The sequence below is a fragment of the Candidatus Methylacidiphilales bacterium genome (genome assembly GCA_028713655.1).
In the GTDB taxonomy this organism is placed as follows: Bacteria; Verrucomicrobiota; Verrucomicrobiia; order Methylacidiphilales; family JAAUTS01; genus JAQTNW01.
Map to the genome: position 1 here is coordinate 36,828 of JAQTNW010000009.1, position 14,420 is coordinate 51,247.

The following is a 14,420-nucleotide window of genomic DNA, read 5'->3' on the forward strand; positions in this document are numbered from 1 at the left end:
TTGAAAATCAAAACAAGGAGTTGGCCACAAAAAACACAAAAATGAGTGGGGAGTTTTTACAAAAAGATCGCAGAGTTTTTGGAGTTTTTTGGATCTCTCCTAAAACTCCAGGTTCACTGTGCTCTCTTTGTAAAAAATGCTTTGCCTCTGATAATCTGTGTAAATCTTCTTAATCTGCGGATAAAATGCTTTCCTTTGCGGCTTGGCGTCTTTGCGCGAGGACCTGTGCTGGTTATCCGGATTTGAAAATCTTCCCCAGGATACGCTTCAATTCCTTCAACACCGGTGAAGCCCCCTGCGCCGGTTCAACCAGATAAAAATGAATGTACGGTCTCGGCTTCTTGAGCGGGCGAAACACCGTCCCCACACCGCAGTAGCGCGACAGCCGCCGGCTCAGAAACGAAATCCCCACGCCCGCCGCCACCATGTTGACCGCCAGAATCCACGACGACGCTTCTTCGACCACACCCGGCTCAAATCCCGCCCGCGCGCAGGAGGATAAAATCTCGGAGTACAACTTCGGATTCGCCGCGTAGGGAAACAGGATGAATTTTTCCCGTGCAAGCCGCGCGAGCGCAATCTCCTTATTTCCCGCCAGCGGATGGTTGTCGGGCAAGGCAATCCCCATCTCTTCCCGCGTGACCAACACGCATTTCAACGCCTCATCCTGTGATGGAAGCGAAATAAAAGCGCCGTCCAGCCGGCCGCGGGCCACTTCGCGGGCCAGTTGTTCGGAATGCTCCTGCCTCAAATGCAAGCTCACCTGCGGAAGCTGGTCCCGCAGATCGCGGAGCATCGACGGCAAAAAACTGGCCATCGCGGCTTCGGTGTAACCCAGCGCAAGCGATCCCCGCTTTCCGTCGGCGGCATCGCGAGTCTCCAGCAGTACAGATTCCACGCCGTCGATTGCGGGCGAAACATGCCGGTAAAGATATGTTCCGGCCTGGGTCAGTTGCACACGCCGCTTGGTGCGCGTGAACAGCGGACAACCCAGTTCCGCCTCCATCCCGGCGATCTGCCGGGAAAGCGCAGGCTGGGTCAGATGCAACTCAGCAGCGGCCCGGTGGAAGTTGAGATGGTCGGCCAGCGCAAGGAAAGAACGCAGGTGTCGAAGTTCGATATTCATGATGTTTTAAAGTTATCAAGTAATGCCAATTTAATATTTCACATTTATCATAAAAATCGAGTAGATTTCCTGTGGCTTGAGACGGGATTACATGCCAGGAATGGATCGCCACGTCCGGCGGTTGCCGGACTCGCGATGACGAACCACGCGGGAGCGTCATTGCGACGAGAACGGCGAAGCCGGACGACGCGGCAATCCACGTATGAACGTATAATTTGAGACTGACTTATGGGTAAAACTTTATTTGAAAAAGTCTGGGATGCGCACGCCGTCCGGCAACTCGCCAACGGCCAGACCCAGCTCCTCATCGGCACCCACCTGATCCACGAGGTCACCAGCCCGCAGGCTTTTGCCATGCTGCGCGACCTCGGCCTCAAGGTGAAGTTCCCCCGCCGCACCTTCGCCACCGTGGACCACATCGTGCCCACCGACAAGTTCGAGGAGCCCTATGCCGACCCGCTGGCCGACGCCATGATCAAGGAACTGCGCAAAAATTGCGCCCAGTTCGGCGTGACCTTTTTCGACCGCAGCACCGGACGACAGGGCATCGTCCACATCATCGGGCCTGAACTGGGCATCACACAACCCGGCACCACCATCGCCTGCGGCGACTCGCATACATCCACCCACGGGGCCTTCGGCGCCATCGCCTTCGGCATCGGCACCACCCAGGTGCGCGACGTGCTGGCAACGCAAACCATGGCCATCGGCAAATTGAAGGTGCGCCGCATCAATGTGGACGGACACTTGCGCCCCGGCGTCTATGCCAAGGACGTGATCCTGCACATCATCCGCAAACTGGGAGTCAACGGCGGCACCGGCTTCGCCTACGAATACGGCGGCGAGGTCTTCGACCGCTTTTCCATGGAAGAGCGCATGACCGTCTGCAACATGTCCATCGAGGGCGGCGCGCGTGTGGGCTACGTCAACCCGGATCAAAAGACTTTCGACTTCCTCAACGGTCGCCCTTATTCCCCAAAGGGCGCCGACTGGAACAAGGCCGTCGAACGCTGGAAATCTTTCGCATCCGACCGCGACGCCACCTACGACGATGTCGTCCGCTTCAAGGCCGAAGACATCGAGCCCACGGTCACCTGGGGCATCAACCCCGGACAGGCCGTCTTTGTCAGTGAAAACATCCCCACGCTGGCGGAAGTGCCGGAGAGCGACAAAGCCATCACCCAGGAAGCGCTGGAGCACATGAAGTTCGAGCCCGGCTCCCCCATCAAGGGCAAAAAAATCGACGTTGCCTTTCTCGGCAGTTGCACCAACGGACGGCTGAGCGATTTCCAGGAAGCCGCAAAGTTTCTGCAAGGCCATAAAGTCGCCCCCGGCGTCAAAGCCATCGCAGTCCCCGGTTCGCAGGTGGTCGCGATCCTGTGCCACGACCTGGGCATCGACAAAATTTTTCAGGAAGCCGGGTTCGAATGGCGCGACGCGGGTTGTTCCATGTGCCTGGCCATGAATCCTGACAAATTGGTCGGCGACCAGCTCTGCGCCAGCTCCAGCAACCGCAACTTCAAGGGCCGGCAAGGCAGCGTCACCGGACGCACCCTGCTGATGAGCCCCGTCATGGTCGTGGCCGCCGCCGTCACCGGAAAGGTCGCCGACCCGCGCGAGGTCTTCCATTCCTAATTCCTAATTCCTAATTCATACTTCTTACCTTCTACCTCTTACTTACTATGTCCCTATCAAAAATCACCCAAATCACCGGCCGGGCCGTGGCTGTGCCCGGCGACGACATCGACACCGACCGCATCATCCCGGCGCGCTACATGAAATGCGTCACCTTCGACGGCCTGGGCGAGTTCATGTTTTACGACGTGCGCTTTGAGGAAAACGGCAAGCCGCGCGCGCATCCGTTGAACGACGAAAAATACAAGGGCGCCACGATCCTGATCAGCGGCAATAATTTCGGCTGCGGCAGTTCGCGCGAGCACGCGCCGCAGGCGATTTATCGCTACGGCTTCCGGGCCGTGATTGCCGAAGGCTTTGCCGAAATCTTTTTCGGCAACTCCACCACGCTGGGCATGCCCTGCGTGACCGTGAGCAAGGCGGACCGCCAGGCGCTGCAGGCCCTGGTTGAAAAAGATCCGAAAACCGAACTGGGCATCGACCTCGAGAAAAAAAGCATCCGCGCGGGCGGGAAAACTTTTCCCTGCGAGATCCGCGAAAGCGCGCTCCACGGCCTGACAACCGGGCATTGGGACCCCATCGCCGAACTGCTGGAAAGCGGCAAGGAAGTGGATGCCGTCGCCGCCCGACTGCCCTACATGGCGGGGTAAGGAAATGATGAAGTAAGAATTCAGAATGCAGAAAAACTTTCAAGAGAACCACAGACGGACGCGGATCAACACGGATAAAAGCGCCAACTCTCACTCCATCTCTTAATCTTACTCCTAATCTTAATCTTTTCCGCCTTCGCCAAAGCTCTCAATAAAAGAATGTTCTCCGTTTTCATGCAGGATCTCTCCGTCCGGCGCAGTGCCATTAACGGGCGCGGCGTGTTTGCTTTAAAAAAAATTCCCGCGCGATGCAAACTGGGTGAAATCTCCGGCGCCCTGGTCCGACTGCCGGAAGCGCGCCGGGCCATCGAGACCGCGCCCCGGATTTATCTCATCGAACTCAGCCGACGCCTGGCCCTCGACTGTTCCCGAGGCAATGTCTTCCGCCATCTCAACCACAGTTGCCGACCCAATTGTTATCTGCGCGTCTTCCGCAGGAGGGTCGAGGTTTATACACTCAAGACGATTCCGCCTGGGAAAGAACTGACGCTCGACTACGGTCAGACACCACATCGCAATGGGATGTCCTGCAGTTGCGGCAGCGCCGCTTGCCGGAAAAAGCTTTAAGGACCAGCGGCAATTAACGCAAAGGGCATAAGGCGCAAAGCCGCAAGAAAACAAACACTTTTTACAGGGAGAACACAACTAACAAAACTCCCTTGTCTTCCCCCTTATCAGGGGGATAAATGCCTCTTGTGCCTACGCCTGGGAATGGTTTTACATTGGAACCGCTTTCCCATCTGTATATATCCGTACTATCCGTGGTTGAATTTCTGTCTCCTGTTCAATTTTCGCGTCTCTTGCGTTTTTTTACGGCCAATCCTCTGTTCGTGATTTTCGTGTATTCTTGACCGCCATAGCTTTATGCGGCTGCGGTTCGTGGTAAAAATCTGCCATTTCCCGATTCGACATTTCTCCAGCGTTTTGATTGGAGATTGCTGAAAAGCCAAAATAAAACCAGACTTGCCCCCGCGTATATAGCGTTTATCATGTTTTTATGTTGGATTGGACCCAATGCGATGCCGTGGAACGCCACCCGGACCGGGTGAGCGGCGCATGGGTCTTTCGTGGCACCCGTGTTCCCGTGCGGGCTTTATTTGAAAATATCGAAGACGGGGCTCGTGTGAATGATTTTTTGGAATGGTTTCCCGGCGTTACACGGCAACAGGTCGAGGCCGTGCTTGAGCATGCCGGGCACAGCCTTGTTGCATGAAGATTTTGCTCGATCAAGGCACCCCAACACCGTTACGCCATCATCTGACTTCGCACGAAGTGGCCACAGCCTACGAAATGAGCTGGGACAAATTATCCAATGGGGATTTAATCTCCGAAGCTGAACGTAATGGATTTGGGCTGCTTATTACCACAGACCAAAATCTGCGATATCAACAAAACCTGGTTTCCAGAAAAATATCCATCTTGGTTTTATTGACAACAAGTTGGCCCAGAATTCAAGGCGAGATTGATTTAATAATTTTGGAAGTGAACAATATTACATCTGGCTCATACAAAGAGTTGAAAATTTCCTGAAAGCGCTACAACGAAACAAAAAGAACCTCCCACATGAAAAACCTTTTGATCCTCAGCGCCTGCATCCTTCTCGCCGGCTGCGATTACACCGCGCCCCTCGTAAAAACACCCAGTGAAGACATCGACAAGACCGTCGTCGGCCAGTGGCAACGGGAGCTCAAGGAAAGCAATAAATCCGAAAAACTTCTCGTGCTGGCGCTCGACAGCAAGGAATACCTGGTCGTGTATTCGACGGAGCACGGCAACACCATCTATGCCCGCGGCTGCCTCTGCCACGCGGCGGGCCTGACATTCGTGCAATTGAAATGGTTTGGGAACGGACAGGCTGAAGCACCCGACGACAACCGGGTGTACCAATTCGTCGGCTATTCGGTGGCCGGAAACAAACTGACTGTCCGCATGCTGAACCCTGACGTCGTGAAACGCGACGCCGCAACATCCGAGGAACTGGCCAGGGAAATCCTCGCAGCCAAGGACAATCCGCACCGGTTCAAGGAAGAAATGGTTTTTACAAAGGCCAACAAGTAATCCAAAGGGAGCGCAGGCGTCCCGCCTGCTCTGCCGGGCATCCTGCCCGGCAGTCCTCGCATCTACAGGATTTTTAATGAATACAAAAGCAACCGAGAGGCAGGATGCCTCTCGGAGCAGGCGGGACGCCCGCGCTCCCGGAGAATCCAACGCCTCGATTTAAATCGAGAAGCCTTTCAAACCACCCTTCCAAACTTCTTCTCCAACTCGTCGCGGCTGAGCAGGATCATGGTCGGGCGGCCATGCGGGCAGGTGTAGGGCAAATCGCATTTGTGCAGGTCCACGACCAGCTTTTCCATTTCAGGCAGCGACAGCGTGTCGTTGGCCTTCACCGCATGGCGGCAAACCGTCTTGGCCACGATTTCCTCGCTCAGTTTTCTCTGTCTCCGCGTCTCTCCACCGGCTTGTTGAAGGTCCGTGATCATGTCGCGGAAAAATTCCTCGACATGCTGCGTCTTGATCATGGGCGGCAGGGCGTCGATGACCAGGGTGTTCCCGCCGAGACTGTCCACACCCAGGCCCACATGCTGCAGGGCCTCCATCTGTTGCTTCACAAAGTCGGCTTCCGGCGGCGACATCTCGACCGTCACCGGCACCAGGAGCCGCTGGCTCAGCACTTCCTCCCGGCTCATGCGGTCCAGCATCTGCTCGAACAAAACCCGCTCATGCGCCGCATGCTGGTCAATCAGCACGATGCCGTCGTCGCTCTCGGCCACAATATAAAGGCCCAATAAAACGCCCAGGATGCGGAGGTCGTGGTTCTTTTCCATCTGCAGCTCGGCATGCGATCCTTTCTCCACCTTGACAACGGCGGAAATGAAAGAGGGCCGGCTTGAATCGGAAAAACCGGTTTGGACGATCCGTGGAGCCTGCGTTTCGGATTTCAACTCGAACGGCCTTTGCGCGGGCGGCGGCGATGGCGCCTGTGCTCCTGTTTCCGGGGGGCCAAGCGGCACCGACACCGGACTGGCGCCGTGCTCGCGCAACACACCCGCGATCACCTGGCTGATCCATTGCCGCACTTCGTAGTCATCGCGGAAGCGCACCTCGCGTTTGGCGGGATGCACATTCACATCCACCCGCGCTGAGTCGAGTTGGAAAAACAAAACGGCCACCGGAAAACGTCCGCGCATCAGACTGTTGTGGTAACCCTCCAACAATGCAAAATTCAACGTCGGGCTTTGCACCGGCCGTTCATTGACAAACACATGATGCTCATGCCGGTCGGCCCGGCTGATCCCGGGTTTGCCGATGAATCCGAAAATCCGGTAATGCCCTTCCTCCGCATCAACCGGCAGCATCGCATCCAGCCATGAGGCTCCGAATATTTGCCGGAGACGCTCCGCCAGATCCCGCGCTGCTGGATATCGGACTGGAGGCTGTTCATCGTCGAGGAATTCAAACCCCACCCCGGGCCGGGCCAGCGCCGACAGCCTCAGGGTCTGCTCGACATGCGCGCGCTCCGTGATGTCCGAGCGCAAAAATTTCCTGCGGCCCGGCACATGAAAAAACAGGGAACGCACTTCCACCTGGGTCCCCGGCGCGCAACCGGCCTCGGCGACTTGGCGCAGCTTGCCGCCGTCGATCAACACCTCCGTGCCAGACAGCGCCTCCGGCTCGCGCGTCAGCAGCCGGAACTTGCAAACCGAGGCAATGCTGGGCAGGGCTTCCCCGCGAAACCCCATGGTTTTAATATGTAACAGATCCTCGGCCGACCTGACTTTGCTTGTCGCGTGCCGTTCCAGGCACAGCAAGGCATCGTCGTAACTCATCCCGGATCCGTCGTCGCTGACGCGGATCAGGCTTTTGCCGCCTTTTTGAATTTCGATCCGGATGTTTTTTGCGCCGGCATCCAGCGCATTTTCCACCAACTCCTTGACGACCGAGGCCGGGCGTTCGACGACCTCGCCGGCCGCGATGCGGTTAGCCACCGTTTCGTCGAGGAGATGAACGCGATTTGCCAAGGTACGGAAGGGTGAAGATTAATGGCCGCTGACGCCGAGGGTTTCCAAAATTCGTTCGAGATCGGAAGCGTTGTAATACTCGATTTCGAGATGGCCTTTTCCGGCGGTGCCCACGAGGCGCACCTTGGTACCGAGGACGCGCTGAATCCTGAGCTCAAGGTCCCGCCAGTCGGAGGCGGAATCTTTCCGGGAAGATTTTTTTTCGGAGGAACCGCGCATCGGTTTGCCCATGCGGGCCACGAGTTTTTCGGTTTCGCGAACGGACAGGCCGCGCCGGGCGACTTCCTTCGCCGCGGACTCCTGACCGGTGCTGCCCGGGAGGCCGAGGATCACCTTGGCATGGCCCGCGCTCAAATGCCCGTGGCGCACCATTTCCTTGGCGCCCGCCGCAAGGCCTAACAACCGAATCGCATTGGCCACCGCGGCGCGGCTCTTGCCGACCTTTTGGGCGATCTGCTCCTGGGTGAGCTTGAACTGGTCGGCGAGCTGGCCATAGCCTTCCGCTTCTTCAATGGCGTTGAGGTCGCTGCGCTGGAGATTTTCCACCATCGCGAGTTCCAGGACTTCGAGGTCCTGGGCCCGGCGGACGATCACCGGGGCCAGTTTGAGGCCGGCCCGTTGTGCGGCCCTCCAGCGGCGTTCCCCGGCAATCAATTCATGGAACTGGCCCACTTTGCGGACAATCAGAGGCTGGATGATCCCGTTTTCCTTGATGGAAGCGGCCAGGTCGTCCAATTGCGCATCGTCAAAAGTTTTGCGGGGCTGCAGCGGACTGGGCTTGATGGTGTCGATGGCAACCTCCTGCACCCGTTCACCCGCATCCACGCGGGGCTGCGGGTCCGCCACGGAAGTTCCGCCGATCAACGCACCCAATCCCTTACCCAGAGCATTTCGAGCCATAACTGAAAAAACTAGCCTGCTTATCTCGCACGCGTCACGAGAATTCCCCTTCTGGTTTTTTCACCCGCTGGCGGGAAGAAAAACGCCGGGGGATAAGCAGGCTTTGGCCGCAAAAGAACGCAAAAATCACAAAGAACCAGGAACGTTAAACTAAAAACAATTTTATTCTGTGTTCTGTGGCCAGAACTTCGTGTCATGGTGACTTCGTGGTTCACACTCGATCCGGCAAAGCTATCGTCATTTCTTCGGCTCGTCGTCGTCTTCAGAGGGGTCTTCTTCCTCCGCCTGCTCCAACTTTTCCTTCATCTGCTCAAAGAGCGACGTGATGTCGGTAACCTGGTTCCAGACGCGCGGGGCGACAAAAATCTTTTTCCCGGCCTCCAGCGCGATGGCCAGGCAGTCGCTCGGGCGTGCGTCGATCTCGGTGATCCGCTTCTGGATCTCGTTTTCCGCCCTCAGCGTGATCCGGGCAAAGTAGGTGTCGTTCCGAAGGTCATTGATGACAATGCGCTCAACCGTGATCGAAAAAGCCTGCAGGATCAGGCTGATCAAATCATGGGTCAGCGGGCGTTCCCGTTTTTCACCCCGGAGAAGCAGGGCGATGTTGGTGCCGACGCCATGGTCCACGTGGATGCTGAATGTTTTCTCCCCGTTGCCCAGAAAAACGGCGATCCCGGTGTTGGAAGGGACCAACCCCAGGATTTTCACCTCAATGAGAGATTCGGGCATGGCTCTAAATTATGCACGGAGGGGCCGGGCTGTCCCTAAAAAAACTCTCACGCATTCATTGCATTGTGACATTCGCGTACTATAAATCTGAATCACATGCAGAAGCCTCCGGAACCCTGGACCCTGGAACAATCCTTCCAGGCCTACAACATCGACCGCTGGGGCGGCGAATATTTTTCGATCAACGCGGCCGGCAACATCAGCGTACGCCCCAAAAGAGCCAACGGCCCCGAGCTGGATTTGTATGAGGTCGCCAACGAGGCCCGCAGCCGCGGGCTGGCCCTGCCCTTCCTCATCCGCTTCCAGGATCTGCTGCGCCACCAGGTTGTCACCATCAACGAGAGCTTCGCCGCCGCCATCCGGGAGTTCAACTTCCAGGGCCAATACCGCGGCGTCTTTCCCATCAAGGTCAACCAGTTGCGCGAGGTGGTGGAGGAAATCGAAGACGCCGGGCGCCCCTACAATTTCGGCCTGGAAGTCGGCAGCAAGCCGGAACTTTTCGCCGCGCTGGCAATGCATCAAAACCCGGAAAGCCTGCTCATCTGCAACGGCTACAAGGACACCGAATTTATCCGCATGGCGTTGCTGGGCCGCAAGCTGAACAAAAAAGTCGTGATGGTGATCGAGAAGATCGAGGAACTCCACCGGGTCCTCAGCGTCGCGGAACAAATGGGCGTCGAACCCATCGTCGGCATCCGCGTGCGCCTGCAAACCAAGGGCGCAGGCAAATGGGCGCTCTCGGGAGGCGAAGACGCCAAGTTCGGCCTTTCCACCGCCGAACTCCTTGAAGCCACTGAACTGCTCAAGCAACGCGGCATGGAACGGGTTCTCCAGCTCCTCCATTTCCATGTCGGCTCGCAAATCCCCGACATCCTCACGGTCAAACGGGCCGTTCGCGAAGCCACGCGCTATTACGCCAAGCTCCGGAAGATGGGCTTCGAGATCTGTTATCTGGACGTCGGCGGCGGCCTGGGGGTGGATTACAACGGCACCCGCACGGCATCGGAAAGCTCGACCAATTACACGCTCGACGAATACACGCGCGATGTCGTTTACAATATTTCCGAAATTTGCGCCGAGGAAAAAGTACCTCACCCGAACATCGTCAGCGAAAGCGGGCGGGCGACAGTGGCCTACCATTCCGTCCTGCTGGTCGAAGTGTTTGGCGCGATTGAAAAAACCAAGTCGGACGGGAGCGACATCCCCCAGCCGACGGAAGAGGGCCACAAACTGGTCCGCGACATGATTGAGGTGCTCAAGAAACTGAACAAGCGCAACCGCCGCGAGTGCCTGCACCAGGCCAAGCTGATCAAGGAGGACGCTTCCACGCGCTTTGAAGTCGGCCTGCTCGACCTGAAAGACAAGGCCCTGATCGAGACCGGGTTTTGGAAAGTGGCGGAAAGCGTCGTGTCCATGTATCAGGGCTCAAAAAGCACGCCGGATGAAGTGCGGGAGCTGCAGACCCAATTGGCCGACCAGTTCCTTTGCAATTTTTCGGTGTTCCAGTCCCTCATCGACCACTGGGCGGTCGGCCAGCTTTTCCCCATTGCGCCGATCCACCGCCTGACCGAGGCGCCCCTGCACCAGGCGACGTTGGTGGACATCACCTGCGATTCCGACGGCAAGATCGACACCTTCATTGATGATGAGGATGTCCGCCACACCCTGCCGCTGCACAGCCCGAACGGCCAGCCCTACATCCTCGGGTTCTTCCTGATGGGGGCCTATCAGGACGTGATGGGCGATCTGCACAACCTCTTCGGCCCGGTGACGGAGGCCCATGTCTTTCTGGACGAGGACGAGCCCTCCGGCTTTTACATTGAGGAGGTCATCCAGGGCTATAACATAGGGCAAGTGCTAAGCGACGTGCAGTATGAAACCAACGTACTCAGCCGCGAAATGAAGGCCCAGATCGACGCCGCCATCAAGGCCGACGTGCTCAAGCCCAATGAAGGCATGCGCCTGCTTGAGGAATACGAAAAGGGGCTCACAAAACCCACCTATCTTTCCTTCGATTAACCTGTTTATCTCAGATGTGTTGTGAGAATTCCCCCTCTGGCGTGTTCAGCCGTTGGCGGGAAGAAAAATTCCGGGAATAAGCAGGCTATTAGCCCGGATGTTTCACTCGCTTCTAAAAAGTGTCCTGCCAAAAGACCGGGCAAAATCAGGGATGCATCCACATCCGGGCTAAAAATACCCATTTTTCCTATTGGCAAAGGCAAAACCCTGCGCTAGAACGATTGGCTCTTATGCCGAAAAAAGCTTCTAAAACGTCCAAGACGAAAAAGGCCAGGAAAGCCTCCGCGGTCCACAAACCCAAGGCCTCTTCAGCTAAAAAGGCCAATACTCCGTCTTCCAAAGCCGCTTCCAAGAAGAAGGGCAAAGGCCAGGTGAAGAAGCATTCGCCCTCGCCCCTTCACAAGGGTGACAAAAAAATATTCGGCAAGCCCCCTTTCCCCATCAAAGGCCCCAAACCCCAGAATTTGGAACGGTCAGCCGCCATATCCAAAGAGGAAGCCAAAAGAAACCGCGCCCTCAGCCCGAAGTTTCTGGAGCAGCAAAAGAAAAAGCTTTTGGATCTCCGCGACCATATCCTGGACCAGATGCAGGGTGTCGCGCAGGACAATCTGCGTTCCCGCCCAGAAGGAAACGAAGCCTCGGCCTTCGGCATGCACCAGGCGGACGCGGGCAGCGATGCCTACGAAAAGGATTTCGCCCTCAGCCTGCTTTCACAGGAGCAAGACGCCCTTTACGAGATCGAGCAATCCCTTAAGCGCATCGACTCGGGCCTCTATGGCATTTGTGAAATGTCCGGCAAGCCGATTCCGATGAACCGCATGGAAGCCATCCCCTTCGCCCGTTATACGGTTGAATGCCAGGCCCAGATGGAAAAAGAGCAAAAGGGCAAAAATCGCTGGGACACAGCGCCCCAATTCATGGATTCTGCGGAAGGCTTCTTCGAAGAGGAAGAAACCGAGGAAGACGAAGAAAAGCAAAAGGTAAAGGATTAAAATCATGGGAGCCAAAATTAAAAAGAAGGGCCGCCGCCCCCGCCGCAGCCGCCTGAATAACAAAAAGCGGATCGACATCAGCAACGAAGCCATCGATCACAAGAACCCCGACATGCTGAAAAAGTTTGTCACGGAACGCGGCAAGATGCTGCCCCGGCGTATCACCGGGATGCCTGCAAAACTTCACCGCAAATTAACACGCGAAATCAAGCGCGCCCGAAACCTTTTACTGGTAAAATAAGAATATGTCCCGCAAATGCATCGTAACTCAGAAGAAGCCGGTTCGTGGAACACGGATCAACCGAAGCGGTAAAGCCAAGAAGGCCGGTGGTATCGGTACCCATATCACGTCCAATACCCCCCGTTTTTTCATTCCAAATCTGCGTAACAAGCGGATTTGGGTGCCTGAACTGAAGAAATTCATTCACCTGAAATTAAGCGCCCGAGCCCTTAAAACCATGGATAAGAAGGGCGTTTACGCCACCCTTAAGGAGTGCGGAGTCCTCTAAATTTTGCTTTATTTTTCGCAAGTACTTTGTTCTGAGCTTGTTGCAAATGTGTGCAAAGCTCAGTTTGGGATTGCATCAGAAGGGAATTTCCCGAGTATAGGTATGAAGCCGCACTTCACCCTCCATGCGGTGTAGAAGCGGAAAAATCAACCTTCATCAGATTGGAGAATTCAAATGGCCTTTACTGTAGTCAGCAAAAAAAGCGGAAAAACCTACCATCTTCACGGCAAAGAGCAGGTGCTCAAAGGTGGCCAGAAGGTAACCCTGTATTACTTTGCTGGTGTGCCCGGCCCAGCCGCCTTGGACGCCCTCCCCACCGGTTATGAGGTTTCAGAAAACACAAAAACCGGCCTTCCTTTGTTGAAAAAGATTAGATAAGCCCCGTCTTTCAGAGAAAAAAGCGTCCGCCTCACCGCGGGCGCTTTTTTAATGCCTTGACATGCCCGCCAACTCGTCATTTGATTGCGAAACCATGGTGGACACCTTCCTGCTCAACCTGCTCCGCTGCCCGGAAACCATGCAGCAGCTCCACCTCGCCCCGGGTTCGCAAATCGACAAGATCAACCAAGCCATCCAGTCCGGCGCCTGCAAGAACCGTTCCGGCCAGCGTGTACTAACCCCCATCGAAACCGGCCTTGTCCGGGATGATGGCCGCATTCTATACCCGGTCCGCAATGAAATCCCTGTGATGCTTGTGGACGAATCCATCCCCCTGGATTCTTGAATCTTAATTTCATGTGACTAACCCGGATGCCTCAATCAGCGTCGGGCTGCTTCTGACCACAGCGCACAACCACCCGTCGTTCGCGGCCTTTTGCCGGTGCGCCCGGCAGTCTCTGGCTTCGGGACATCCCACCTACGCCTACCTGCTTTACGATGCGGTCCTCTGCGCTTCCCATCCCGAACTTCAAAAACTCCAGTCGTCCGGCCTTAAAATCCATGCCTGCGCGGAAGCGGTCTTCAACCGCAAAATCGAAGTCCCCGAATCCATCGTATTGTCCGGACTGGGCAGCCTGGCCCAGTTCATTAAGCATACTGGTCGATTTGCGGCCTTTTCCAGCCATGAAAACAGTCCTAATTGTTGCGTCTGAAAGTCCGCACATCGAAGGCGGAGGCCGCACTCTGGAGGCCTTGAGGGTCGCGGCAGGGCTGGCCCAACTCTCCGATCTGCAGGTAAATCTTTTGGTCAAGCCTGATGCCAAAATCACGCTGCAGGACGCATCCACGCTGGCCTGCGACTCCCAAATCCGCGAATACCTGAAACTCTTGCTCTCCGCAGGCGGAAAAATTTTTGTGTCCGAATCCTGCGCGCCCACGGTTTATCCGGCCACCCGGCTGTCGAAGAGCCAAATTCAGGACTTGGAACAATCCAATCCGATCCGGATTGAGATTTGAAACAGAACCGCGGATAAACACGGATTCACACGGATTCACACGGATAAGAATAACAAATTTTTACATGCTTCCTTTTGCGATTTTTGCGCCTTCCCGCTCGCGACGAATGTCGGAGTTTGCGGCCAACCTTCAATATCTTTTCGTCTTTCTTCGTGGCTTCGAGCCTTCGTGTGAGAATTTGTTCCACCTGCTTCTAACCCGGATGTTTCACACGCTTCTGAAAACCTCAGCAAAGTGTCCTGCTCCAAAGTGTGGCAGGAACTGGGGTGCAGGAACTGGGGTGCAGGAACTGGGGTGCAGGAACTGGGGTGCAGGAACTGGGGTGCAGGAACTGGGGTGCAGGAACATCCGGGTTACAAGCAAAACCGCCTGAATGGGTATTTTGTTTTGATTTTTGAATTGGAACTGCCTTATTTGGAGGCGGTTTTGCAATAGCCTGCATA

Annotated in this window: 18 protein-coding genes; 14 read left to right on the top strand and 4 right to left on the bottom strand. The window is 56.0% G+C overall.

Going from position 1 to position 14,420, the window contains the following annotated elements:
• Positions 1–232 precede the first annotated feature (232 nt).
• Positions 233–1,126, bottom strand: a complete 894-nt coding sequence (locus tag PHD76_04560) for a LysR family transcriptional regulator (protein MDD5261101.1) — start codon at positions 1,124–1,126, stop codon at positions 233–235.
• A 228-nt stretch (positions 1,127–1,354) separates the two neighbouring features.
• Between PHD76_04560 and leuC the strand changes: the two genes are divergently transcribed.
• The 6 genes from leuC (at position 1,355) to PHD76_04590 (ending at position 5,469) form a co-directional block, all read left to right on the top strand.
• On the top strand, positions 1,355–2,761 hold the full coding sequence (gene leuC, locus PHD76_04565; GenBank protein MDD5261102.1) for a 3-isopropylmalate dehydratase large subunit: 1,407 nt from the start codon (positions 1,355–1,357) through the stop codon (positions 2,759–2,761).
• 47 nt (positions 2,762–2,808) lie between these two features.
• Positions 2,809–3,411 (top strand): 3-isopropylmalate dehydratase small subunit, encoded by a 603-nt coding sequence (leuD, locus tag PHD76_04570; protein ID MDD5261103.1) that lies wholly within the window; start codon positions 2,809–2,811, stop codon positions 3,409–3,411.
• Positions 3,412–3,585: 174 nt separating this feature from the next.
• Positions 3,586–3,978: an SET domain-containing protein gene (locus PHD76_04575; GenBank protein ID MDD5261104.1), complete on the top strand. Its 393-nt coding sequence runs from the start codon at positions 3,586–3,588 to the stop codon at positions 3,976–3,978.
• 430 nt (positions 3,979–4,408) lie between these two features.
• Positions 4,409–4,624, top strand: coding sequence for a DUF433 domain-containing protein (locus PHD76_04580; protein ID MDD5261105.1), 216 nt, complete (start codon positions 4,409–4,411; stop codon positions 4,622–4,624).
• Complete coding sequence (locus PHD76_04585; GenBank protein MDD5261106.1) at positions 4,621–4,941, top strand: hypothetical protein; 321 nt, start codon at positions 4,621–4,623, stop codon at positions 4,939–4,941. The genes PHD76_04580 and PHD76_04585 overlap by 4 nt, the downstream gene beginning before the upstream one ends.
• Before the next feature lie 33 nt (positions 4,942–4,974).
• On the top strand, positions 4,975–5,469 hold the full coding sequence (locus PHD76_04590; protein MDD5261107.1) for a hypothetical protein: 495 nt from the start codon (positions 4,975–4,977) through the stop codon (positions 5,467–5,469).
• A gap of 176 nt (positions 5,470–5,645) precedes the next feature.
• Here the strand turns inward: PHD76_04590 and mutL are convergent, their stop codons facing one another.
• The 3 genes from mutL to PHD76_04605 form a co-directional block, all read right to left on the bottom strand.
• Complete coding sequence (gene mutL / locus PHD76_04595; protein ID MDD5261108.1) at positions 5,646–7,433, bottom strand: DNA mismatch repair endonuclease MutL; 1,788 nt, start codon at positions 7,431–7,433, stop codon at positions 5,646–5,648.
• 18 nt (positions 7,434–7,451) lie between these two features.
• A complete protein-coding gene (locus PHD76_04600; GenBank protein ID MDD5261109.1) occupies positions 7,452–8,333 on the bottom strand; it encodes a ParB/RepB/Spo0J family partition protein in 882 nt (293 codons plus the stop codon).
• Positions 8,334–8,570: 237 nt separating this feature from the next.
• On the bottom strand, positions 8,571–9,062 hold the full coding sequence (locus tag PHD76_04605; GenBank protein MDD5261110.1) for a bifunctional nuclease family protein: 492 nt from the start codon (positions 9,060–9,062) through the stop codon (positions 8,571–8,573).
• 96 nt (positions 9,063–9,158) lie between these two features.
• On the opposite strand from PHD76_04605, the gene speA reads away from it, so the two are divergent.
• The 8 genes from speA (at position 9,159) to PHD76_04645 (ending at position 14,412) form a co-directional block, all read left to right on the top strand.
• Positions 9,159–11,081: a biosynthetic arginine decarboxylase gene (speA, locus tag PHD76_04610; GenBank protein ID MDD5261111.1), complete on the top strand. Its 1,923-nt coding sequence runs from the start codon at positions 9,159–9,161 to the stop codon at positions 11,079–11,081.
• A 230-nt stretch (positions 11,082–11,311) separates the two neighbouring features.
• Positions 11,312–12,073, top strand: a complete 762-nt coding sequence (locus PHD76_04615) for a TraR/DksA C4-type zinc finger protein (protein MDD5261112.1) — start codon at positions 11,312–11,314, stop codon at positions 12,071–12,073.
• A gap of 4 nt (positions 12,074–12,077) precedes the next feature.
• A complete protein-coding gene (gene rpsR, locus PHD76_04620; protein ID MDD5261113.1) occupies positions 12,078–12,314 on the top strand; it encodes a 30S ribosomal protein S18 in 237 nt (78 codons plus the stop codon).
• A gap of 4 nt (positions 12,315–12,318) precedes the next feature.
• Positions 12,319–12,582 carry a 50S ribosomal protein L28 gene (gene rpmB, locus PHD76_04625; GenBank protein MDD5261114.1) on the top strand — a complete coding sequence of 88 codons (264 nt, stop codon included), beginning with the start codon at positions 12,319–12,321 and terminating at the stop codon, positions 12,580–12,582.
• Between the two features lie 439 nt (positions 12,583–13,021).
• Positions 13,022–13,306: a hypothetical protein gene (locus PHD76_04630; protein ID MDD5261115.1), complete on the top strand. Its 285-nt coding sequence runs from the start codon at positions 13,022–13,024 to the stop codon at positions 13,304–13,306.
• A 13-nt stretch (positions 13,307–13,319) separates the two neighbouring features.
• Complete coding sequence (locus PHD76_04635) at positions 13,320–13,673, top strand: DsrE family protein (GenBank protein ID MDD5261116.1); 354 nt, start codon at positions 13,320–13,322, stop codon at positions 13,671–13,673.
• Positions 13,645–13,977 carry a hypothetical protein gene (locus PHD76_04640; protein ID MDD5261117.1) on the top strand — a complete coding sequence of 111 codons (333 nt, stop codon included), beginning with the start codon at positions 13,645–13,647 and terminating at the stop codon, positions 13,975–13,977. The genes PHD76_04635 and PHD76_04640 overlap by 29 nt, the downstream gene beginning before the upstream one ends.
• A gap of 234 nt (positions 13,978–14,211) precedes the next feature.
• On the top strand, positions 14,212–14,412 hold the full coding sequence (locus PHD76_04645) for a hypothetical protein (protein MDD5261118.1): 201 nt from the start codon (positions 14,212–14,214) through the stop codon (positions 14,410–14,412).
• The last annotated feature ends 8 nt before the right edge of the window (positions 14,413–14,420 follow it).